The following is a 23,126-nucleotide window of genomic DNA, read 5'->3' as shown; positions in this document are numbered from 1 at the left end:
CCCGCATCGCGTTCCGTCCCAACAGACATCATCCGGAACTGCCGCCAAGGCTCAAACGCTACAACCGCCTCATCGCGCGCCGACGAGCCCAGGTTGAGACCACCTTCGCCACTCTCAAACGCCGCATGCGACTGACTTGCATCCGCTACGTTGGTCTGATGAAGGCAAGCGGGCAGGTCCTGCTCGCCTCGATCGCCTTCAACATGAGGCGGTGGGCCACGATCGCGACCTGAGCCGCCCGCCGAGGGCGACCACTACAGACTTGGCTGGCAATTGCCGTAACCACGGCCCTTCTCCTGCCGTCCTCAACTTCAAAAGCCGATAACGCAACAGGCCCATGAAGGGCGTCCGGGTCGACCCGGTCGGCAAGACCGTCTGGGCGCAGGGCGGGGCCACCTGGGGTGAGCTCAATCGCGAAACGCAACTTCACGGACTTGCGGTCACAGGCGGCGTGGTCTCGACCACCGGGATTGCCGGCCTCACCCTCGGCGGAGGACTGGGCTGGCTGATGGGCAAGTACGGTCTGGCACTGGATAATCTGCGGGCCGTCGAACTCGTCACCGCCGATGGCAAGGTTTTGCGCGCCAGCAGGCAAGAGGAGCCCGATCTGTTCTGGGCCCTCCGCGGCGGCGGCGGAAACTTCGGGATCGCCACCAGTCTCGAATACGAACTTCATACGGTCGGACCGATCATTACCGGCGGTCCGATCGTCCATCCCATCGAACGCTCCCGTGAGGTGCTCGAATTCTTCCGGACCAGCACGCGGTCGCTCGCGGACGAGCACATGCTGTTCGCATCCCTGACGCATGCGCCGGACGGCTCGGGCACGGAGGTCGCGGTCCTGGTCACCAGTCACTGCGGACCGTTGGCGGATGCCGAACGAGCGGTGCGGCCGCTGAAACAGTTCGGAACTCCGATCCTGGATGCAGTCGGGCCGATTCCCTATTGCGACCTCAACCGCATGCTCGACGCCAACTATCCGAAAGGCGCCTTCAACTATTGGAAATCGAACTTCCTCGCGGAGCTCAGTGATGGCGCGATTGCGACCATGATCGAATGTTTCGCGCGCTGCCCGACTCCCATGGGGCAGTTTCTGGTCGAACACGTCCACGGCGCGGCGGCCCGCGTCGATGCCGGGGATACGGCATTCCCGCATCGGCAGGAGGGCTATAATTTCCTGATTCTCGCGCAGTGGATGCAGGCCAGCGATACCAGCCGCTGCATGTCCTGGGCGCGCGACACCTACGAAAGGATGCGGCCTTTCTTCGCCTCCGGCCGCTATGTCAATTATCTCGACGATGACGAGACGGGCGATCCTGTCGCGGCGGCCTATGGACCGAACTACCGGCGCCTGCAGCGGATCAAGGCGAAATACGACCCGACCAACTTCTTCCGCATGAACCAGAACATCCGGCCCCTGGCCTGATTGCCGGTTGAGGATTTCGTCGCTCCCATGGCCGTCTTCGGGAGAATTCGAGAATGGCTGTCGTGTGCCGACCCGCTTGTAGCGAAGATTTGGCGAGAGCCGAGGAGATCGTGGTCGCCAGCATCAACGAACTCACGGAACGACGGGGGTTCGGCAAGATAGCATCCTCCCGCCCGCAGCATTTTCAGGCCTTCTCGCTCACGGATGATCCTGAAGGTCTATGGGTTGCCGATGACGACGGAGAAATTGTCGGCTTCGCGTGGAGTTGGGTGTGTGGCGAGCTTTGGTTTCTGGCGCAGCTGTTCGTGGCGCCTGATCGCCAGAGCGACGGCATTGGCAATCAATTGCTCGGCAAGTCATTCGCTCACGCGGCAACGCGCGGAGCATCCGTCAAAGCGTTGATCACCTTCACCTTCAACAACGTGTCGCAAGGCCTCTACATCCGTCACGGACTATTCCCGCGCTGTCCGATCTACATGGTCAGCGTGCCCAGTGACCGCCTGGCGTCACGGTTGGCTGAGCCGCTGCTCCGTCTTGAACCTCTTGCCGCCGCGACGGCCCGGTTCGAGGACCTGGTGCCTATTGATGTCAGCGCTCTCGGCGTTTCCAGAGCGAAGCATCACCGATATCTCCTGGGCGACAGCACGACGAACGGGTTCACCATTCACGCCGGCCGTGAGTGCGTCGGGTATGTCTATATTTCGGATGGGCACATTGGTCCGCTCGCGGTCCGCCGGCCGGATCTGGTTGGCCCCGCCTTGGCGGCTGCGCTGTCGCTCGCGGCACGGAGCGATGCTCCAACCATCTCGGCCTTCGTGCCGGGCGCGAGCGAGCCGGCGCTCAAGGTGGCGATCGACCACGGCATGCATCTGACGTTGCCGATGCTGCTGATGTCCAATCGACAGTTCGGAGATTGGGTTAGTTACCTCCCGCGTAATCCGGGCTTCATGTAGACTTGGCAGGACTTGCGATCCTGCGTTGGCGGAACGCTACTCGGCTGCGCGAACGATTTCGGCGCGCACGCTGCGTTTGCAAGCCGACCTCGCAGGGGCTATGTCCGGGCCTCCAGGACAAGAGCCCTGACATGACAATCTCCGACGACAACGACCTGACGCGCCTGAAAGAGATCAGTCGCATCGTCGCTAATACGCTGGAGGCGATGGGGAAGGCGATTGAGCCGGGCATGAGCACCTCCGAGCTCGATCAGATCGGGCGAAAGCTGCTGGAGGCTGCCGGCGCGCGTTCGGCCCCGGAGCTGGCCTACGATTTTCCCGGGGCGACCTGCATCAGCGTGAACGAGGAGATCGCTCACGGCATCCCGGGCGAGAGGCGGATCGCGCGCGGCGACCTCGTGAACATCGACGTGTCAGCCGAGAAGAACGGCTTCTTTGCCGATACGGGAGCCTCGTTCGCCGTTCCCCCCGTAAACCGCGCGATCGAACGTCTTTGCCGGGATGGCCGGCGGGCGATGTGGACAGGCCTGCAGCAGGTCGGCGCCGGCAAGCCGATTGCCGGGATCGGCCAGGCGATCGGGACCTTTGCGCGGAAGAAAGGCTACAGCCTGGTCAGGAATCTGGCCAGTCACGGCGTCGGCCTGTCGCTCCATGAGGAGCCGACGGAGATTGCAACCTGGCCCGACCGCTCCGAACGCCGCATCATGAACGATGGCCTCGTGTTCACCGTCGAGCCGTTCCTCTCCATGGGTGCCGAATGGGCGGAGAATGGCGACGACCCATGGACGCTCTACAGCAGTCCCGAGGCGCCGACCGTTCAATACGAGCACACCGTGATCGCCACCCGCAACGGACCTTTGATCGTGACGCTGGCGGGTTAAGGCCGCCGACGCGGGAGCCGGATCACGTCAGGCGGTCGATGATCTGAAGGAGCCGGTCGCAGGATGCCTCGATCCTTTTGAGTGGAGACGTCGCGACGCCCAGCAACAGTCCCGGGCGCGCCGAAGCCTTCGAGGCATACCAGAGCGAGAGCGGCGTGGGCGCCAGTCCGAACGATGCAGCTTGCCTGGCGATGGCAAGATCAGGCGCTCCGTCCGGCAAGCGCAGGACCGCGGCCAGTCCTGCAATCGCAACGTTTGTGGTGCGCGTTCGAAGCTGCTTCAGCAATGCATCGCCTTGCGCGGTGTAGGCGCGCTTGGTGCGTCGCAGATGCCGCAGATAATGGCCCTCGCGGATGAAGTCTGCCGTGGCGAGCTGCACCGCGGGTCCGGGTGCCGGCGCGAGGCACGCTGCGGTCTCGGCAAATCGCGACGCCAGAGCGGCCGGTGCAACGACAAAGCCGAGCCGTAGGGCAGGGGTTACGGTCTTGCTGAAGGAGCCAATGTGAATGACGCGGCCGGCGCGATCGAGCGAGGCGAGTGCCGGCGTGGCCCGGCCCTTGAGCTGAAGTTCGCTGAGATAGTCATCCTCGATCACCCACGCGTTGTTTTGGTTCGCCCAGTCGAGCAGGCGCGATCGACGTGCCAGTGACAGCGTGGATCCGAGCGGCGCCTGCTGCCCCGGTGTCACGACAACCAGCGCGGCGTCGGGCGCTTGTTGCAGGCCGTCATCGACATCGATCCCATCCGCGTCAACCGTGATCGGCACGATCGACAATCCCGCAAGTTCGAGGCCGTGCCGGGTGAAGGGAAAGCCGGGATCCTCCATCCAGACTTTCTTCCTTTGCCCGAGGTCGAGGACACGGAGCGCCAGGCCAAGGCCGCCGCTGAAGCCGCTGGTGATGATGATCTGGGACGGTGCGCATTCGATCCCGCGCGCCAGCGCAAGGTAGGCCGCGATCTCGCGTCGCAAGCCCAGCTCGCCGCGCGGGTCGGGGTAGATCGCAGGTGCGCTCATCTCGACGCGAACCGCCCGTGCGCGCATTCGCGCCAGCAGCGTCGCAGGAAAGGTCTCCTGCGAAGGCACGCCCATCTGGAAGATCGCCGGCCCCGCCGTGAGCTCCTGGTACATCTCCATGAACGAGCCGGGGTCCGGCGCCTTGTCCCGACGCACGGGAATGGATGGTCGGTCGGCGACATGCGTGCCTGTCGCGCGGGCCGCGATGATCAGTTGGGCCGATGAGAGCTTTTCATAGGCTGAGCGCACGGTGCCGCGCGCGACGCCAAGCTGGGCCGCCAAATCCTGCCATGAGGGCAGGCGCGCGCCCGGGGCGAGCACGCCGCGCTCGATGGCGGCCCTGATCCCCCTGTGGATTTGCTCCGCCAGCGGCGTCTTCGCCGACCGGTCGAGCTTCAGCCGCAGCGATCTGGTCATGATCCTTGGTACACGATTTTCCCGCGTTCTTGGTCCTTTTTTATAGACCACGGCAGGGGCATCTGAGGGAGGAAAGAGGGGCTCCCTCGATCATCAAGGAGAAAGCGGATGAGTGAACGTCTCAACTACAACCACATTGCACCGGCAGGCGCGAAGGCACTGGGCGGCGTCTATGGCTACGTCATGCAGAGCGGGCTTCCCGCGACGCTGGTGACCCTCGCTTACCTGCGCGTCTCGCAGATCAACAACTGCGCCTACTGCCTCGACATGCACACGCGGGATCTGCTGAAGGGCGGTGTGAAGGTCGAAAAGCTCGCGCTGCTGCAGGCTTGGGCCGAGGCCGGCGATCTCTTCGACGAACGCGAGCGCGCGGCCCTCGCCTGGGCCGAGACTGTCACCCGCGTCGCCGAGACCAACGTGCCCGATGAAGCCTATCAAGCCGCCCGCAAGGTCTTCAGCGAGCGCGAGCTTGTCGATCTCACGATCGCAATCAGCCTGATGAATGCGTACAATCGCATGTCGATCAGCTTCCGAAATACCCCGCAGGCCGCGCTCGAGAAGGCGGCCTGACGGATCGCGCGGCATCAGCCGAAATGCAAAGGAGGAGCTTGAAGATGATGAGCGTGATTTCCGGCGTCAAAATCCCCGACAGCAAGCTGGCGCGCGAGGCGGCTGAACTGGTGCGCAGCTACGAAGACGACATGCTTTTCAACCATTCCGTCCGGGTCTACGTCTTCGGCGCCATGAAGGGGTTGCGTCAGCAGCTGAAATTCGATCCCGAACTTCTCTACGTCGCGGCGTTGTTTCACGATCTCGGCCTCGTCGACCATTACCACACGCAGACAAAGCGATTTGAGGTTGACGGAGCCGATGCTGCGCGTGAGTTCTTGCGGGCGCGCGGCATCGCCGAGCCGCTGGCCGATCTGGTGTGGGAGGCAATCGCGCTGCACACCACGCCCGGCATTCCGCAATTCATGCGGCCGGAAATCGCGCTCACCAACGCGGGTGTCCTGGTGGACGTCGTGGGCATTGGGTATGACGACTACACGCCGGAGCAGCGCGACCAGGTGATCTCGGCGTTTCCGCGCGGTGACTTCAAGAACGAGTTCCTGAAGGTGCAGACCTGCTCGGCGCTGAAGAAGCCGCAGACGACGTTCGGGACGGTCAATTTCGACTACATCGAGGATCACGATCCCAGCTTCCGCAAGCCGAATGCGTGCACGCGCATCCGCAGCACGCCCTGGCAGAGCTGAGCCGATGACGGCATTCGCCGCACGCCTACGCCGCGCTATCTCCGACGGAAACTGAACGGTTAGGATCCGGAGCGGTGCGGTGCGCTCGAGCGGCGAGGGCGCGTTGGTTTCTTCAGCGGAAAATACGGGTTCACCACGCAACTCGCCGAACGCCCGACCGCGAGATATCGGCACTGCTCGAGCGAGCCGTAGCGGCAGTCGAAATAGCCGACGGGGCCGTAGATCTGCATGCACACGGGATAGCTCGGATCGTAGGTCTGCGCGCGTGCGGATCCGCCCGCGAGAAGCAGGCCGATCGCGGCGAGCGCGAGGCGAGCGCGGCGCATCTCAGCGCAGGAAGTACCCGGGCGAATAGCCCGGCGTCTGCGCGCGCGGACGATTCTGATAGGCGTAGGGGTCGTCGCTTTGGCCGGCGAAATACGGATTGGCGATGCAGGTCAGCGCGCGTCCCGACGCGCTCGCCTGACACTGCGCGTAGGTGTCGAACCTGCAATTGCTCAGGCCCGGCCATTCATCGCCGGTGAGGCAGAATGGATGATGCGTGCCGAACGCGCGTGCGGGTATTGATGCGCTCGACACGAGTGCAAATGTGGCGAGTGCGAGCGAAAGTGTGGCGACAATGGGGAGGACAATTCGTCTGGGCATCTTCAATTCTCCATCACGCGAATGTGCGCGCGACGTTGTTACGCGCGCATGCAATTTATCTCGTGTCGCCGACAATGGAACTACAGAAAACACTTATTTCAAAGGGTTTCCAGAACGCGCTGATAAATCTTCATTAATGAAGCGCGGGCCTTTGGAGCGAACTGTTGCGTCGAGGTTACAGCAATTCCGTCGATCACTGTTATCACCACGCTGCGGCCAGGGGGCCTAACGACGAAACTGGAACGGGACTCAAATGAAGAAGAATTTGTTGCTTGCCGCTGTGAGCCTTGTCGCGCTGAGCGCGACTGCGCCGGCGCTGGCTGCCGACCTCGCAGCTCGGCCGTACACCAAGGCGCCGCCGGCGGCGATCGCCGCGGTCTATGACTGGAGCGGCTTCTATATCGGCGTCAACGGCGGCGGCGGTTCGGCGGACACGTCGTGGAACCTGGTCGGCTTCGGTGCGGAAGGCTCGCACAACTCGACCGGCGGCACGGTCGGTGGTCAGGTCGGTTATCGTTTGCAGTCCGGCCAGTTCGTGTTCGGCATCGAAGGCCAGGGCAACTGGGCCGACTTCTCGGGTGACAACATCAGCGGCATCACCGGATTCCGGAATCGCACGCGCGTCGACTCGTTCGGTCTGATCACCGGCCAGGTTGGCTACGCCTGGAACAACGTCCTGCTCTACGCAAAGGGCGGTGCGGCTGTCGTCAGCAACAAGTACGACGTCTACAGCACTGTCACGGGTGCAAACCTCGACCGGGCTGACGAGACCCGCTGGGGTGCCACGGTTGGCGCGGGCCTGGAGTATGGCTTTGCTCCGAACTGGACGGTCGGCGTCGAGTACAATCACATCTTCCTCGGCGACCACGACATCACCTTTGCCAGCGGCGCTGTCGAGCGCGTCAAGCAGGACGTCGACATGGGTCTCGTCCGCCTGAACTACAAGTTCGGCGGCCCGATCCTCGGCCGTTACTGAGACTGATCGCTCGTCATCGAGCGATCCTCGAAAAGCCCCGGCTTAGGCCGGGGCTTTTTTGTTGCGTGAATTCAGTGAGTTAACCATTGCTTCTGGAGGTCGTCCGCCACGCTTGACTCTTGAGAACGAAATGAGAACAATGTTCTTCATACGTTCCAACAAGGGAGCAAGCCATGTTCAGGGTTTTCGTGGAAGAGGCCGCCGCACTGGCGTCGATCACGCTGTTCGTCGGGATGATCGCGATCTGGGCGCAGGTCATACCGCAGCTCTAGGGGCAGCGGTTTTGTAAACCGCTGCTCCCCTTTACCGGTACCCCCTTGGGGAAAAGCAGGACGACGCGGCCAATTGGCCGCTCCGGCGTGGACTCTGAAGCTGCGACACCTCACCATTGCGAGGCGAGTCGGCAAACGAAGGCAAACGGCGAGTGATGCCTTGAGGAGCCGGCGACCGCTCCATTCCATCTACAAGAGGCCGTCACGCGACCATGCCGAGCGCCGGATTTGTCCACCTTCACGTTCACTCGGCCTATTCGCTGCTCAAGGGCTCGATCAAGATCGCCAAGCTCGCCGAGCTTGCCAAGAAGGACCACCAGCCGGCGCTGGCGCTGACCGACACCGACAATCTGTTCGGTGCGCTGGAGTTTTCGGACAAGATGGCGGGCTCCGGTATCCAGCCGATTGTCGGCTGCGAGCTGGCGATCGATTTCGGCGACCAGGACCCGAATGTGCGCAACGCGATGGGGCCGTCGCGCGTGGTGCTGCTGGCCGCGCAGGAGCGCGGCTATCGCAGCCTGATGCGGCTCAACTCGCGCGCCTTCCTCGAATCGCCGGATAGCCACGCTCCGTTCGTCAAGTTCGACTGGTTCGAGGGCGAGACCGACGGGCTGATCGCACTGACGGGCGGACCCGACGGGCCGATCTCGCTGGCGCTTGCCGGCGGTCATGCCGAGCTCGCCGCCCTGCGCTGCGAGCGTCTGGCCGGCCTGTTCGGCGACCGCCTCTACATCGAATTGCAGCGTCACAACACCGAGAAGGAGCGGCGGGTCGAAAGCGGCCTGATCGACCTCGCCTACGCCAAGGGACTGCCGCTGGTCGCGACCAACGAGCCGTATTTCGCTGCGACCGACGATTACGAAGCGCATGACGCGCTGCTGTGCATCGCCGGCGGGCGGCTGATCGCCGAGACCGAGCGCGAGCAGCTGACGCCGGATCATCGCTTCAAGACGCGCGCCGAGATGGCGGTGCTGTTCGCCGACATTCCGGAGGCGCTGGCCTCGACGGTGGAGATCGCCGAGCGCTGCTCGTTCCGCCCGATGACGCGCAAGCCGATCCTGCCGTTCTTCACCGTCGGCGCCGCGTCGAGCTCGGACGCCGCCGCGGTCGAGGCGGCCGAACTGAAGCGCCAGGCGGAGGAGGGGCTCGCCAATCGCCTGCGGGTCCACGGCCTGTCGCAGGGCATGACGGACGAGGATTACAGCAAGCGCCTGGCGTTCGAGCTCGACGTCATCATGCGCATGAAATACGCGGGCTACTTCCTGATCGTGTCCGACTTCATCAAATGGGCGAAGGGCCAGGGCATTCCGGTCGGGCCGGGCCGCGGCTCCGGCGCTGGCTCGCTGGTGGCGTGGGCTCTGACCATCACCGATCTCGACCCGATCAAGTTCGGCCTGCTGTTCGAGCGCTTCCTCAATCCCGAACGTGTCTCGATGCCGGACTTCGACATCGACTTCTGCCAGGACCGCCGCGGCGAGGTGATCAGGTACGTCCAGGAGCGCTACGGCCGCGACCAGGTCGCGCAGATCATCACCTTCGGAACGCTGCAGGCGCGCGGCGTGCTGCGCGACGTCGGCCGCGTGCTGCAGATGCCCTATGGCCAGGTCGACAAGCTGACCAAGCTGGTGCCGCAGAATCCGGCCGCGCCCGTCACGCTCGCGGCCGCAATCGAGAGCGAGCCAAAACTCCAGGCGTTCCGCGACGAAGATCCGATCGTGGCGCGTGCCTTCGACATCGCCCAGCGCTTGGAAGGCCTGACCCGCCACGCCTCGACCCATGCTGCCGGCATCGTGATCGGCGATCGTCCCTTGAGCGAGCTCGTGCCGCTCTACCGCGATCCCAAATCCGACATGCCGGTGACCCAGTTCAACATGAAATGGGTCGAGCCGGCGGGCCTCGTGAAGTTCGACTTTCTCGGCCTGAAGACGCTGACCGTGCTCGATGTCGCCTGTAAGCTGCTCAAACCGCGCAACATCGACGTCGATCTCGCGACGCTGCCGATCGACGATGCCGAGAGCTACCAGATGCTGGCGCGCGGCGAGGTGGTCGGCGTGTTCCAGGTTGAAAGCCAGGGCATGCGGCGCGCGCTGGTCGACATGCGCCCCGACCGTTTCGAGGACATCATCGCGCTGGTGGCGCTGTATCGCCCGGGTCCGATGGCGAACATCCCGACCTATTGCGCGCGCAAGCACGGCGACGAGGAGCCGGAATATCTGCATCCCGTGCTGGAGCCGATCCTGAAGGAGACCTTCGGCGTCATCATCTACCAGGAACAGGTGATGCAGATCGCGCAGGTGATGTCGGGCTATTCGCTCGGCGACGCCGACCTGCTGCGCCGCGCCATGGGCAAGAAGATCCGCGCCGAGATGGACAAGCAGCGCGACATTTTCGTCGCGGGCGCGGTGAAGAACGGCGTGCCGAAGGCGCAGGCCGAGACCATCTTCGAGCTCTTGGCGAAGTTCGCCGACTACGGCTTCAACAAGAGCCACGCGGCGGCTTATGCGCTGGTGTCCTATCACACCGCCTATATGAAGGCGCACTATCCGGTGGAGTTCATCGCGGCGTCGATGACCCTCGATCTGAACAACACCGACAAGCTCTCCGAATTCCGCTCCGAGGCGCAGCGCCTCGGCATCAAGGTCGAACCGCCGAACATCAACCGTTCCGGCGCGACCTTCGAGGTCGGCGACAAGGTCATTTACTACGCGCTCGCAGCGCTCAAGGGCGTCGGCATCCAGGCGATCGAGCAGATCATCGAGGAGCGGACCAAGCGCGGGCTGTTCACCTCGCTCGCCGACTTCGCCGCGCGGGTCAATCCGCGCGCGATCAACAAGCGCATCATCGAAAGTCTCGCGGCCGCCGGCGCCTTCGACACGCTGGAGCCGAACCGCGCCCGTGTCTTCGCCGGCGCGGATTCGATCCTGGCCGCCTGCCAGCGCGCGCATCAGGCCGAGACCATCGGTCAGAACGACATGTTCGGGATGTCGGCGGATGCGCCGACCATCATGCTGCCGCAGATCGAGCCCTGGCTGCCGGCCGAGAAGCTCCGCCGCGAATACGACGCCGTCGGCTTCTTCCTGTCGGGCCATCCGCTCGACGATTACGCCACCGTGCTGAAGCGGCTGCGGGTGCAGAGCTGGGCGGAATTCTCGCGCGCGGTGAAGACCGGCGCCACCGCCGGCAAGGTCGCGGCCACCGTGGTCTCGCGCATGGAGCGGCGCACCAAGACCGGCAACAAGATGGGCATCATGGGGCTCTCCGATCCCACGGGCCACTTCGAGGCAGTGCTGTTCTCCGAAGGCCTCGCGCAATATCGCGACGTGCTGGAGCCGGGCGCTGCCGTGCTGCTGCAGCTCGGCGCCGAGCTGCAGGGCGAGGACGTTCGCGCCCGCGTGCTGCATGCCGAGCCGCTGGATGACGCCGCCGCCAAGACGCAGAAGGGCCTGCGCATCTTCGTGCGCGATACCAAGCCGCTGGACTCGATAGCCAAGCGTTTGGCCGGGCCCGATATGGCCGCCTCGAATGGCGCTGCGCCGAAGGTCGGCAGTCCGGGCATCGCACCCCGCTCCAACGGCGACGGCGAGGTCTCGCTGGTGATGATGCTTGACCTCGAGACCGAGGTGGAGATGAAGCTGCCCGGTCGTTTCAAGGTTTCGCCGCAGATTGCCGGCGCGATCAAGGCGGTCGCGGGCGTGGTGGACGTGCAGCAGCTCTGATACTGTCGGCACCGCCGCAAACCAAAGCTTAACTATTTGGCCCGCGCGCGGTTTCGAAGTCACTGGCACGCAGCTATAAGTTGTTGTTTCGACAATCTCGTTCGGCGGGAAGCCAGGAGACAGCCATGTGCGACAAATGCTCTGAAAATCTGCATCAATCGGTTGCTCCCTCCCGGCGCTCAATGATGCTTCTTGCCGCCTCGGCGCTCGGGGCGGCGGCGTTTGGCGGGACCGCGTGGGCCAAGGAGGCGAAGGCGCCACCCAAACCCCAGAACGTGCTGTCACCCGATGCTGCGCTCAAGCGGCTGATGGAGGGCAATTCGCGCTACGTGTCGGGTGTGTCGCGCCGCCACGATTTCAAGCATGAGCGCGAGGCTCTGGTCAGCGGCCAGAATCCCTACGCGGCGGTCTTGAGCTGCGCCGATTCGCGCATCGCGCCCGAATATGCCTTCGACAGCGGACGCGGCGATCTGTTCGTGTGCCGCGTCGCCGGAAACTTTGCCGGCGACGAGACGGTCGCGAGCATGGAATATACCGTTGCCGTGCTCGGCACACCCCTCATCCTGGTGCTCGGCCATGACAATTGCGGCGCGGTCGATGCGACCATCAAGTCGCTGAAGGACGACAAGCCGCTGCCGGGACACATCCCCACACTGGTCTCCGCGATCGCACCTTCGGTGAAGACGGCGGCCAAGCAGAGCGGGAACGCGCTCGACAACGCCATTCGCCAGAACGTTATCGACAACGTTGCCAAGCTGAAATCGGCCGCCCCGCTTCTCAACGCAGCGGTCGAACAGGGCAAGCTCAAGGTGGTCGGCGGCATCTACCGGCTGAGCACGGGGACCGTCGAGTTGATCGCCCAGGGCTAAAGCCCGGCGTTTGGAGCATCGGGCGTCGTGTGCAGCAACTCCGACGCTGGGGCCCCGCCAGCACGATGCCGCGACGGGCGGCGCGGTCCTCGGCGGCCTGGTCGGGCTTGCAGCCGTTTCCATCGCGACGGCAGGAGAGGCGAATCCCGGGCCGGCCGAACTGGTTGCACTGGACGAGGCGACCGCGCGAACGAAGCTCGCCGAGCTGCAAGCTGTGGAGTAAGGTGAGGCTGACTTTGAGGCTGACTTGAGGCTGACCTGAAGCTGACGCCTGCAGCGGCGTGGCCACGCCACTGCCTCAATCCGAGCTTTTCGTTCAACCGCCGTTCAGCCGGCTGCGCGCCTCATGCGTGGTGGCACCTCAACTACAGTAGCGGGCAAGCAAGCCATGCGTGGGACGTTCCGAGTCTTCATTTGCCTTCTCCTGCCGATCGTGGCCCTTGCCGCCGGTACGCCGGGCGCAGCAAACGCGCAGCAGCAGGAGAAGCGCATCGCGCTCGTGGTCGGCAACGGCGCCTATGCCAAGTCGCCGCTGGCAACGACTGCGAACGACGCCGGCCTGATCGCGCAGACGCTGCAGGCGGCCGGCTTCGACGTCGTCGGTGCCCGCGATCTCGACGGCGACACGCTGCGCAAGAGTTTTCGCGACTTCATCCAGAAGGCCCAGGCCTCGGGGCCGGGCACGGTCGCGATGATCTATCTCGGCGGCTACGGCGTGCAGCTGGCCGGCGAGAACTATTTCATCCCGGTCGATTCCAACATCACCCGCGACACCGACGTTCCGACCGAGGCCTTGCGGATCAGCGATTATGTGCGCCAGCTCGCTTCGATCCCGCTCAAGGCCAACATCGTCGTGCTCGACGCAGCTCGCGCGCAGCCCTTCATCGAGGGCGGCCAGCCGATCGCGAGCGGTCTGGCGCTGGTCGAGCCCGAGCCGAACATGCTGATCGCCTTCAACGCCGCACCCGGCACGGTCGCGCCGGAGGAGGCGGGGCCTTACGGCATCTACGCCCAGTCGCTGGCCGAGATGATTCGGACCGGCGGCCTGCCGCTGCCTGAGGTGTTCGACCGCGTTCGCCTGCGCGTCAACGAGGCCTCTAAGGGCGCGCAAGTGCCCTGGAACGAGCAGAAGATCTCGGCACCATTCTCGTTCTTCGAGCGCGGGCCCGACGCGCCGCCGCCGGAGTCCGCGCCCGACCAGGTCGCCGCGATCCGGAGCAAGCCGATCCGCGATCTCGGCGTGCGGGATGCCTATGCCGCCGCACTCGAGCGCGACACGCTGCCGGCCTATGAGGAGTTTCTTGCGGCCTATCCCGGCGATCCCATGGCCAAGCGCGTGATGGCGATCGTCGCGGCGCGCCGCGAGGCGATCACCTGGCGGCGCACCTTCCGGAACGACACGCCGGAAGCTTATTGGTCGTATCTGCGCCGCTATCCGCGCGGGCCGCACGCGGCGGACGCGCGCCGGCGCCTCGCGATCCTCACCGCGCCGGCCGAGCCGCCGCCGAGCTTTGCGATGATCGACTACGACGTGCCGCCACCGCCGCCGGAGGAGGTGGTCTATGTCGACCGTCCGGTGCTGTATTTCAGCGATCCCGACTTCGGCTTCGCACCGCCTCCGCCGCCGCCGGTCTATTATCTGCCGCCGCCGCCGCCGGATTTCGTCGTGCTGCCGCCGCCGCTGCCCGTGGTCGGCCTGTTCGTGCTGCCGCAGCCGGTGTTCGTGCCGATCCCGGTGTTCGTCAGGCCGCCGGTCTATGTCGCGCCGCCGCCGAACAACATCATCTACCAGAACATCCATAATACGACGGTGATCAACACCGTGATCAACCGCCCGCCTGCACCAGCACCCGCTGCGGGGGCAGGGGCAGGACCGGGCAATCTGGCGCCAGCGATCGCCGGCCGTGCCAACCCGGCCGGACCTGCCGTGCCGCAGGCGGTCGTGCAGCGCGCCGCGCTGATCCAGCAGGGCAAGGCGCCGATGCCGCCGAGCGCGACGATCCAGCCGACGGCGAGGCCCGGGACGCCTCCGGCGACGCCGACGGCAGTCGCGCCGACGGCGGCGCCATCCATCGCGCCACAGACGGCGCCAACACTTGCCCCGCAGACCAGGCTGCCCCAGGCCAACACGCTGCCGGTTCCTGGTGCCCATGGCGGGCCGCCGGCGCCGCCGGCGGGGGCGGGGCCTTTGCCGGGCGGAAGGCCCGTGCCGCCGACGGCGACCGCACCCGGTGCGACACCGCCGGCTCGTCCGGGGGCGCCGACCACGGCTGCTCCCGGCACAACGGCTGCTCCCGGCACAACGCTGCCTGCCCATTCCAATGCGCCAACGGCTGCCGCGCCGGCAACGGCTGCGCCCACCGTGACAAATCCGACTGCTGTGCCCGGTCAGCCCCCCAAGCCGCCGGTGGCACAGACGCCGCCCGGCACCGGGCCTGCGGATCACCCCAAGTCCGCGACACGTGAGCCTGCTGGCTCGCCGCCCGCCGCTGCGGGCGCCCCGGCGACGCCTCCGGCCGTGGCCGGGAGGCCGATCGTGCCGCCGCCTTCGGCGGCACGTGAGCCGATCAGGCCCCAGCATCTGCCATCGGCAGCCCCGCCGCAGGCGGCCAGACCGGCTGCACCGCCGCCGCGGCCCCAGGCTGTGGCGCGGCCCACGCCGCCACCCCCGCCACGGGTGACGGCACCGCCGCCGCGGATGGCCGCACCTCCGCCGCCACGCCCGGCTCCTCCGGTTGCCGTCGCGCGGCCGGCGCCTCCGCCCATGGCGCGGCCCGCTCCACCGCCGCCGGTGGCTCGACCGGCACCCCCGCCGCCGCCGCGTATGGCCGTTGCGCCACCACCGCCGCCGCGCCCGGCCGCGCCTCCGCCGCGTCCCGCACCCCCGCCGCCGGCGGCCAAGAAGTGCCCGCCGAACCAGCCCAGGTGCTAGTCAGGTGCCAGTCAAGTGCTGGTCGGGGCGCTAGGGAGCGGCCCGGTCTTCAGGGAAGGGGCCTCTCGCGGGCGAAATCCGCCCCCGAAAGGCCCTTATTTCCTTGCTTCTGGCCGAAATGGCGCTATACAGCGCCGCATCTCACACGGAAGCATGGCTCACAAGGCCGTCCGGTGGCAGCCGGGGCGACAACGCTCCGTTTTGCTCACACGCTTCCGGAGGAACCAACCGGAGAATTAGAACGATGGCACTACCCGATTTCACTATGCGTCAGCTGCTCGAAGCCGGCGTGCACTTTGGTCACCAGTCTCACCGCTGGAATCCGAAAATGGCGCCGTTCATTTTCGGTGCCCGCAATAACATCCACATCGTCGATCTCGCGCAGACCGTGCCGTTGCTGCACAACGCCTTGCAGGCGGTCAGCGACACCGTCGCCAAGGGCGGCCGCATCCTGTTCGTCGGCACCAAGCGCCAGGCGCAGGACGGCGTCGCGGACGCTGCCAAGCGCTGCGCGCAGTATTTCGTCAATTCGCGCTGGCTCGGCGGCACGCTGACCAACTGGAAGACGATCTCGGCCTCGATCAAGCGCCTGCGTCATCTCGACGACGTGCTGGCGGGCGGCGATGCCAGCTCCTACACCAAGAAGGAGCGCCTGACGCTTCAGCGCGAGCGCGATAAGCTCGACCGCTCGCTCGGCGGCATCAAGGACATGGGCGGTCTGCCCGACCTGATCTTCGTGATCGACACCAACAAGGAAGACATCGCGATCCAGGAAGCCCAGCGGCTCAACATCCCGGTCGCCGCGATCGTCGACACCAATTCGGACCCGAAGGGCATCACCTATGTGGTGCCGGGCAATGACGACGCCGGCCGTGCGATCGCGCTTTATTGCGACCTGATCGCGCGCGCCGCGATCGACGGCATTGGGCGCGCCCAGGGCGATTCCGGCATCGACGTCGGTGCCTCGGTTCGCCCGGTCGCCGAAGAGCTGCCCGCCGCCTCGACGAGCGGTTTCCAGGGCCTTGCCGGCCCGCGCGGCACTGCCGACGACCTCAAGAAGCTCCCGGGCGTGTCGGGTGCGATCGAGAAGAAGTTCAACGACCTCGGCATCTTCCACTTCTGGCAGCTCGCCGAGCTCGATCACGACACCGCGCACAAGATCGGCGAAGAAGTCGGTCTGCCGAGCCGCGCGGATGCCTGGGTGGCCAAGGCCAAGGCGCTGACCGCGGAAGCGGAATAGTCAAGAGAGCGATGGGTTGGCCGGACAAGATCCGGCCTCCATTTCATTCAGTTGACGCGAATCCCTGAGATGGACCGCGGCGGGGCGCTTCGATGCCACGCCGCGGCGAACCAGCAGGCACAAAGGATTTTCAACGATGGCAACGATCACAGCTGCGATGGTCAAGGACCTGCGCGAGTCGACCGGCGCGGGCATGATGGACTGCAAGGCCGCGCTGACCGAAAACGACGGTAACATGGAAGCGGCGCAGGATTGGCTGCGCAAGAAGGGCCTGTCCAAGGCTGCCAAGAAGTCGGGCCGCGTTGCGGCCGAGGGTCTGATCGGCGCCCTGACCAAGGGCACCAAGGGTGTCGTGGTCGAGGTCAACTCCGAGACCGACTTCGTCGCGCGCAACGGCCAGTTCCAGGGCCTCGTCAAGATGGTCGCCCAGGTCGCATTCGACGCCGGCTCCGATGTCGAGAAGATCAAGGCCGCCAAGGTCGGCGACGTCACGGTCGAAGCCGCCATCAATGATGCGATCGCCACCATCGGCGAGAACATGACGCTGCGCCGCGCAGCTTCGCTCGAAGTGAGCCAGGGCGTGGTGTCGAACTACGTCCACGGTGCCGTCGTCGAGGGCGCCGGCAAGATGGGCGTGATCGTGGCGTTGGAATCGCCCGGCAAGGCCGATGAGCTCGCAGCGCTCGGCCGCCAGATCGCGATGCACATTGCCGCCGCGAATCCGCTGGCGCTCGATCCGTCCGGCCTCGATCCGGCGGTCGTCAAGCGCGAGAAGGACGTGCTCGCCGACAAATATCGCCAGCAGGGCAAGCCGGAGAACGTGATCGAGAAGATCGTCGAGTCCGGCCTCAAGACCTACTACAAGGAAGTCTGCTTGCTCGAGCAGGCCTTCATCCACGACACCGGCAAGTCGGTGGCGCAGGCGTTGAAGGAAGCCGAAGGCAAGGTCGGCGGAGCCCTGAAGATCGCCGGCTTTGTGCGCTATGCTCTCGGTGAGGGAATCGAGAAGCAGGAAAGCGACTTCGCGGCCGAGGTCGCTGCGGCCAGCGGCAAGAAGTAAGCGCCGGAACGTTCCTTCCGGCGTGCCGCCGGAAGCGGCGCTCGGACAAGGAAAGTGCTCATGTCTGATCCGGTCTATCGTCGCGTCGTGATCAAGCTGTCCGGCGAATATCTCGCGGGACAGCAAGGCTTTGGCATCGATCAGCCGACCGTCGACCGGGTTGCGGACGATCTGATCGCGGCCCGCAAGCTCGGTACCGAGGTTGCGGTCGTGATCGGCGGCGGCAACATCGTGCGCGGCGTCGAGGTCTCCGCCCGCGGTGTGTCGCGCCCGACCGGCGACACCATGGGCATGCTCGCCACCATGATGAACTGCCTCGCGCTGGAATCGGCGATCGAGCGCAAGGGCACGCCGGCGCGCACGCTGTCGGCCTTCGTCATGCCCGAGATTTCCGAGCTGTTCACCCGTACTGCGGCGCACAAATATCTCGCCGAGGGCCGGATCGTGCTGCTTGGCGGCGGGACCGGAAATCCGTTCTTCACGACAGATACGACCGCAGTGCTGCGGGCCGCCGAGATTGGCGCCCAGGTGGTCCTGAAGGCCACCAATGTCGACGGCGTCTACTCGGCCGATCCGAAGAAGGATCCGGCCGCCACGCGGTTTGACCGGCTGACCCATTCGCAGGCGATCGAGGGCGGCTACAAGGTGATGGATGCGACCGCCTTCGCGCTTGCTCGCGAGACGTCTCTGCCTATCATCGTATTCTCGATCGCGGAGCCGGGTTCGATCGGCGCGATTCTACGTGGCGTCGGCCACGGAACCATTGTCGCCGGCTGACCGCTCATCTGTCGCGCGCCTTTAGGGAAGGTCGCGGGAGCGGTCGCCGGGATCTTGAAGGAGAAACGTGATGTCCACGGGTACTTTCGACCTCAACGAAGTGAAGCGTCGCATGCAGGGCGCCGTCCAGTCCCTCAAGCACGAGCTCGGCGGCCTGCGGACGGGGCGCGCCTCCGCCTCGATGCTCGATCCGGTGCAGGTCGACGCCTATGGCAGCCACATGCCGCTCAACCAGCTCGCCACCGTCAGCGTGCCGGAGCCGCGCCTGATCTCGGTGCAGGTCTGGGACAAGTCGATGGTCAAGGCGGTGGAGAAGGCGATCGTCGATTCCAACCTCGGCCTGTCGCCCGCGACCGAAGGCCAGGTGCTGCGCCTGCGCATCCCCGAGCTGAACGAGGAACGGCGCAAGGAACTGGTGAAGGTCGCGCATAAATATGCGGAAGCCGCCAAGGTCGCCGCGCGCCACGTCCGCCGCGATGGCCTCGACGTGCTCAAGAAGCTCGAGAAGAACCACGAGATGTCCGAGGACGACCAGAAGCGCCACGCCGACGAAGTGCAGAAGGCGACCGACGGTACGATCTCCGAAATCGACCAGCTGCTGGCCGCCAAGGAAAAAGAAATCCTCACTGTTTAAGGCCACCTTCGATGTCCAACGCCGCCGCGCCTGCAACGGAAGGACCCGATCGGTCCGAGGCGCCCGCGCATGTCGCCATCATCATGGATGGCAATGGGCGCTGGGCGGCCGCGCGCGGTCTGCCGCGTGCGGAGGGGCATCGCCGCGGCGTCGAGGCGTTGCGCCGCGTGGTGCGCGCCTCGCACGAGCTCGGCATCCGCTACCTTACCATCTTCTCCTTCTCGTCGGAGAACTGGTCGCGCCCGGCGAGCGAGATCGGCGATCTCTTCGGTCTGCTCCGTCGCTTCATCCGCAACGATCTCGCCAGCCTGCATCGCGACGGGGTCAAGGTCCGCATCATCGGCGAGCGCGACGGGCTCGAGGGCGACATCTGCGCGCTGCTCAACGAGGCCGAGGAGCTGACGCGCGACAACACGCGCCTCACGCTCGTCGTCGCCTTCAATTACGGCTCGCGGCAGGAGATCGCGAAGGCGGCGCAGAAGCTCGCGCGCGAGGTCGCGGAAGGTAAGCGCGATTCCGATACGATCGACGCCGAGACGCTGGGAGCGCATCTCGATGCGCCCGACATTCCCGATCCCGATCTCATCATCCGCACCAGCGGCGAGCAGCGCCTGTCCAACTTCCTGATGTGGCAGGCCGCCTATAGCGAGCTCGTGTTCGTGCCGATCCACTGGCCCGATTTCGACAAGGCGGCGCTGGAAAGCGCGATCGCCGAATTCGCCAGGCGCGAGCGCCGTTTCGGCGGCCTGGTCGCGAAAACCGCCTCGTGAGCGAACAAGACGCCGCACCGGCGGGCGCCAAGCCTGCCCCGAACAATCTGGTGATGCGGGTCCTCGCAGCGCTGGTGCTGGCGCCGCTGACCATCGCGGTCGCTTATGCCGGTGGCTGGTTGTGGGCGCTGCTCGTCACCCTGGTGTCGATCGGGCTGTTCGCGGAATGGCTGACGGTCGTCGGCGCGGGCTCGGCGGCGCTGACCGGGGCTGGGACGATCGTCATCGCGATGATGGGGGCCGCGGTTGCTTTTGGAGGGCTCAAGACCTCCGTCATCGTCGGCCTCGTCGGCGGCGCGATCGTGACGCTGATCGCGCGCGGCAAGTTCATCTGGGCTGCGACGGGATTCGCTTATGCAGCGGCAGCGTTGCTGGCCTCGATCCTGGTGCGGAAGGATCTCGTCAACGGCTTCTCCGCGCTGATGTTCGTGCTGCTGGTGGTGTGGGCGACCGATATCGGCGGTTATTTTGCCGGCCGCAGCATCGGCGGGCCGAAGCTCTGGCCGCGCGTGAGCCCGAAAAAGACCTGGTCCGGGGCGTTGGGCGGCTTCGTCGCAAGCCTTCTGGTTGCGGTGGGCTTTGCGGCTTGCGGGTTCGGAAAGATGGGACCATTGCTGCTGGTCAGTGCCATCCTTTCGGTGGTGTCGGCACTGGGCGATCTGTTCGAATCCGCGGTGAAGCGGCGCTTCGGTGTCAAGGATTCCAGTCACTTAATTCCCGGCCATGGCGGGCTTATGGACCGCCTGGACGGTTTTGTCGCCGCCATCCTGGCGGCATGGATTATCGGCTTTCTCCGCCATGGTGTGCATAGCGCCGGAAGCGGTCTTATGGTTTGGTGAGGATATGAGCGCGGTCCCATTGCGTAATAACAAGGCTGCGGCGTCCAGCGTCCGCAGCGTCACGGTTCTCGGCGCCACCGGCTCGATCGGCGACAGCACGATGGATCTGCTGCGCGCTTCGCCCGAGCGCTACCGCGTCGAGGCGTTGACGGCGAACGGCAATGTCGAAGCGCTGGCAAAGCTCGCGAAGGAATTTTCCGCGCGCTTCGTCGCGATCGCCGACACCTCCAAGCTCGCCGAGCTCAAGGCCGCGTTGGCCGGGACCAGCACCGAATGCGGCGCCGGCGAAAGCGCGGTGATCGAAGCCGGCGCGCGTCCGGCCGATTGGGTGATGGCGGCCGTGAGCGGCGCTGCCGGATTGAAGCCGGCGCTGGCGGCGGTCGATCGCGGCGCGCATGTGGCGTTGGCCAACAAGGAATGTCTGGTCTGCGCCGGCGATTTCTTCATGCAGCGTGCGGCCAAGGCCGGCGCCTGCATCCTGCCGGCCGATTCCGAGCACAATGCGCTGTTTCAGGCGCTCGCCTCGGGCAATCGGGACGAACTCGTCCGCGTCATCATCACCGCGTCGGGCGGCCCGTTCCGCACCTGGAAGCCGGCCGACATCGAGCAGGCCACGCTCGAGCAGGCCCTGAAGCACCCGAACTGGAGCATGGGCCAGAAGATCACGATCGATTCGGCGTCGATGATGAACAAGGGCCTCGAGGTGATCGAGGCGTCCTATCTGTTCGCCCTGTCGCCTGACGAGATCGACGTCCTCGTGCATCCGCAGTCGATCATCCACGGCATGGTCGAGTTCTCCGACCGTTCGGTGATGGCCCAGCTCGGCGCGCCCGACATGCGCACCCCCATCGCGCATTGCCTCGGCTGGCCCGACCGGATCAAGGGGCCGGCGGCCAAGCTGGACCTCGCCAAGATCGGCCAGCTGACCTTCGAGGCACCGGACTTCGAGCGCTTCCCCGGATTACGGCTGGCTTTCGATTCGCTCCGGACCGGGAAGGGGGCGACCACCGTCTACAACGCGGCCAATGAGGTCGCGGTCGCCGCCTTCATTGCCGGCAAGATCCGGTTCGGCGCGATTGCCCGGCTGGTGGAGGCAACATTGGACGACTGGATCCGCGGCGGGAACCAGGCGCCCCTGACGTCCGCCGATGATGCGATCTCTGTTGACCATGTTGCTCGAAATAGAGCTGCCGCCCTATTGCCTCAAATTGCCTTAAAGGCATCCTAGATGGTTCGGGGCCAGGGCCTTGCGGCGCTGGATGAGGGAATTCGATGATCGACTTTTTTGTCCATAGTTTCAATACGTTGAGCCATGGGCTCCTCGGCTACGCGGTTCCCTTCTTGTTCGTCCTGACGATCGTCGTGTTCTTCCACGAACTCGGCCATTTCCTGGTCGCGCGCTGGGCGGGCGTTCGGGTGTTGACCTTCTCGCTCGGTTTCGGACCTGAGCTGGTCGGTTTCAATGACCGCCACGGCACCCGCTGGAAGATCTCGGCCATCCCGCTCGGCGGCTACGTCAAGTTCTTCGGCGACGAGAGCGAGGCCTCGACCCCCTCGGCCCAGACGCTCGCGGCCATGACGACCGAGGAGCGCGCCGGCAGCTTCCACCACAAGAAGGTCGGCCCGCGCGCCGCCATCGTCGCGGCCGGACCCATTGCCAATTTCATCCTGGGCGCGCTGATCTTCGCGGGCATGGCGCTGTATTACGGCAAGCCGAGCACGATCGCGCGCGTCGATGGCGTCGTTGCCGATGGCGCCGCAGCTGCGGCCGGCTTCAAGATCGGGGACGTCGTCGTCCAGATCGACGGCAAGCCGATCGAGAGCTTTGCCGACATGCAGCGAATCGTTGCGATGAATGCGGGTTCGGCCCTTGCCTTCCAGGTGAAGCGGGACGGCGCCATCGTCTCGCTGACCGCAACGCCGGCCCTGCTCGAGCGCAAGGATCCGTTCGGCAACAGCCACCGTCTCGGCGTGCTCGGCGTCGAGCATAAATCTCAGGCCGGCGAGGCCTCGACCGCCCCGGTGGGCGTCGGCGAGGCGCTCAAGATCGGGGTCGAGCAGGTCTGGTTCATCATCACCAGCACCTTCAAGTTCCTGGGCTCGCTGTTCGTCGGAAACGGCAATCCGAACGAGGTCAGCGGCGTTCTGGGCATCGCGAAGATGTCCGGGCAGGCGGCCAGCGCCGGGTTCCAGTTCGTGATCAATCTCTGCGCGGTGCTGTCGGTGTCGATCGGCCTGCTGAACCTGTTCCCGATCCCGCTGCTCGATGGCGGCCACCTGATGTTCTATGCGGCGGAGGTCGTCCGCGGCCGGCCCCTGTCCGAGCGGACTCAGGAGATGGGGTTCCGAATCGGGCTCGGTTTGGTGCTGATGTTGATGGTGTTTGCGACCTATAACGACATCCTGCGGATGGCGGCATCTTGATGGAGGCTTTTTTGTGGCGTTGCTGAT

21 protein-coding genes are annotated in these 23,126 nt (G+C 65.5%); 18 read left to right on the top strand and 3 right to left on the bottom strand.

Annotation, left to right across the window (positions count from 1 at the left end; all coding sequences use genetic code 11):
* From GA0061098_RS34080 to map, 4 genes are all read left to right on the top strand, one after another.
* On the top strand, window positions 1-233 hold a 233-nt coding region (locus tag GA0061098_RS34080; protein ID WP_165637771.1), incomplete at its 5' end, for a transposase.
* Window positions 234-337: 104 nt separating this feature from the next.
* Window positions 338-1,426, top strand: coding sequence for an FAD-binding oxidoreductase (locus GA0061098_RS34075; protein ID WP_091965793.1), 1,089 nt, complete (start codon window positions 338-340; stop codon window positions 1,424-1,426).
* A 110-nt stretch (window positions 1,427-1,536) separates the two neighbouring features.
* Entirely contained in the window at window positions 1,537-2,379 is an 843-nt protein-coding gene (locus GA0061098_RS34070) for a GNAT family N-acetyltransferase (protein WP_091965803.1), read from the top strand.
* 131 nt (window positions 2,380-2,510) lie between these two features.
* Complete coding sequence (gene map / locus GA0061098_RS34065) at window positions 2,511-3,260, top strand: type I methionyl aminopeptidase (RefSeq protein ID WP_091965792.1); 750 nt, start codon at window positions 2,511-2,513, stop codon at window positions 3,258-3,260.
* Between the two features lie 22 nt (window positions 3,261-3,282).
* Here map and pdxR read toward each other — a convergent pair whose 3' ends face one another.
* Window positions 3,283-4,692, bottom strand: coding sequence for a MocR-like pyridoxine biosynthesis transcription factor PdxR (gene pdxR / locus GA0061098_RS34060; RefSeq protein ID WP_091965791.1), 1,410 nt, complete (start codon window positions 4,690-4,692; stop codon window positions 3,283-3,285).
* A gap of 108 nt (window positions 4,693-4,800) precedes the next feature.
* On the opposite strand from pdxR, the gene GA0061098_RS34055 reads away from it, so the two are divergent.
* The gene (locus GA0061098_RS34055) at window positions 4,801-5,262 is read left to right on the top strand and encodes a carboxymuconolactone decarboxylase family protein (RefSeq protein WP_091965790.1); all 462 of its coding nucleotides are present in this window, start codon (window positions 4,801-4,803) and stop codon (window positions 5,260-5,262) included.
* A 44-nt stretch (window positions 5,263-5,306) separates the two neighbouring features.
* Window positions 5,307-5,945, top strand: coding sequence for an HD domain-containing protein (locus GA0061098_RS34050; protein ID WP_091965802.1), 639 nt, complete (start codon window positions 5,307-5,309; stop codon window positions 5,943-5,945).
* A gap of 59 nt (window positions 5,946-6,004) precedes the next feature.
* On the opposite strand, the gene GA0061098_RS34045 is transcribed toward GA0061098_RS34050, so the two are convergent.
* Window positions 6,005-6,271 (bottom strand): DUF3551 domain-containing protein, encoded by a 267-nt coding sequence (locus tag GA0061098_RS34045; protein ID WP_091965789.1) that lies wholly within the window; start codon window positions 6,269-6,271, stop codon window positions 6,005-6,007.
* Window position 6,272: 1 nt separating this feature from the next.
* Window positions 6,273-6,590, bottom strand: coding sequence for a DUF3551 domain-containing protein (locus tag GA0061098_RS34040; protein ID WP_091965801.1), 318 nt, complete (start codon window positions 6,588-6,590; stop codon window positions 6,273-6,275).
* Window positions 6,591-6,843: 253 nt separating this feature from the next.
* Here GA0061098_RS34040 and GA0061098_RS34035 point away from each other — a divergent pair, with 253 nt between their 5' ends.
* The 12 genes from GA0061098_RS34035 to rseP all read left to right on the top strand — a co-directional run bounded on the left by GA0061098_RS34035 (window position 6,844) and on the right by rseP (window position 23,099).
* The gene (locus GA0061098_RS34035) at window positions 6,844-7,566 is read left to right on the top strand and encodes an outer membrane protein (RefSeq protein WP_091965788.1); all 723 of its coding nucleotides are present in this window, start codon (window positions 6,844-6,846) and stop codon (window positions 7,564-7,566) included.
* 484 nt (window positions 7,567-8,050) lie between these two features.
* Window positions 8,051-11,554 (top strand): DNA polymerase III subunit alpha, encoded by a 3,504-nt coding sequence (gene dnaE, locus GA0061098_RS34030; RefSeq protein ID WP_091965787.1) that lies wholly within the window; start codon window positions 8,051-8,053, stop codon window positions 11,552-11,554.
* A 125-nt stretch (window positions 11,555-11,679) separates the two neighbouring features.
* On the top strand, window positions 11,680-12,423 hold the full coding sequence (locus GA0061098_RS34025; protein ID WP_091965786.1) for a carbonic anhydrase: 744 nt from the start codon (window positions 11,680-11,682) through the stop codon (window positions 12,421-12,423).
* Between the two features lie 388 nt (window positions 12,424-12,811).
* Window positions 12,812-15,355: a caspase family protein gene (locus GA0061098_RS34015; protein ID WP_091965785.1), complete on the top strand. Its 2,544-nt coding sequence runs from the start codon at window positions 12,812-12,814 to the stop codon at window positions 15,353-15,355.
* Between the two features lie 244 nt (window positions 15,356-15,599).
* A complete protein-coding gene (locus GA0061098_RS34010) occupies window positions 15,600-16,595 on the top strand; it encodes a 30S ribosomal protein S2 (RefSeq protein WP_091965784.1) in 996 nt (331 codons plus the stop codon).
* Between the two features lie 136 nt (window positions 16,596-16,731).
* Window positions 16,732-17,655 (top strand): translation elongation factor Ts, encoded by a 924-nt coding sequence (gene tsf / locus GA0061098_RS34005; protein ID WP_091965783.1) that lies wholly within the window; start codon window positions 16,732-16,734, stop codon window positions 17,653-17,655.
* A gap of 60 nt (window positions 17,656-17,715) precedes the next feature.
* Window positions 17,716-18,432, top strand: coding sequence for a UMP kinase (gene pyrH / locus GA0061098_RS34000; protein ID WP_091965782.1), 717 nt, complete (start codon window positions 17,716-17,718; stop codon window positions 18,430-18,432).
* 70 nt (window positions 18,433-18,502) lie between these two features.
* Window positions 18,503-19,066 (top strand): ribosome recycling factor, encoded by a 564-nt coding sequence (gene frr / locus GA0061098_RS33995; protein WP_091965781.1) that lies wholly within the window; start codon window positions 18,503-18,505, stop codon window positions 19,064-19,066.
* A gap of 11 nt (window positions 19,067-19,077) precedes the next feature.
* Window positions 19,078-19,836, top strand: coding sequence for an isoprenyl transferase (locus GA0061098_RS33990; protein ID WP_091965780.1), 759 nt, complete (start codon window positions 19,078-19,080; stop codon window positions 19,834-19,836).
* A complete protein-coding gene (locus GA0061098_RS33985; RefSeq protein WP_091965779.1) occupies window positions 19,833-20,675 on the top strand; it encodes a phosphatidate cytidylyltransferase in 843 nt (280 codons plus the stop codon). The genes GA0061098_RS33990 and GA0061098_RS33985 overlap by 4 nt, the downstream gene beginning before the upstream one ends.
* A 4-nt stretch (window positions 20,676-20,679) precedes the next feature.
* Window positions 20,680-21,903: a 1-deoxy-D-xylulose-5-phosphate reductoisomerase gene (gene dxr, locus GA0061098_RS33980; protein ID WP_091965778.1), complete on the top strand. Its 1,224-nt coding sequence runs from the start codon at window positions 20,680-20,682 to the stop codon at window positions 21,901-21,903.
* A 44-nt stretch (window positions 21,904-21,947) separates the two neighbouring features.
* A complete protein-coding gene (gene rseP, locus GA0061098_RS33975; RefSeq protein WP_091965777.1) occupies window positions 21,948-23,099 on the top strand; it encodes an RIP metalloprotease RseP in 1,152 nt (383 codons plus the stop codon).
* The last annotated feature ends 27 nt before the right edge of the window (window positions 23,100-23,126 follow it).

The organism is Bradyrhizobium shewense (genome assembly GCF_900094605.1).
Classification (GTDB): Bacteria; Pseudomonadota; Alphaproteobacteria; order Rhizobiales; family Xanthobacteraceae; genus Bradyrhizobium; species Bradyrhizobium shewense.
Note: the sequence above shows the minus strand (reverse complement) of the source record. Positions and strands in the feature narration are given on the sequence as shown.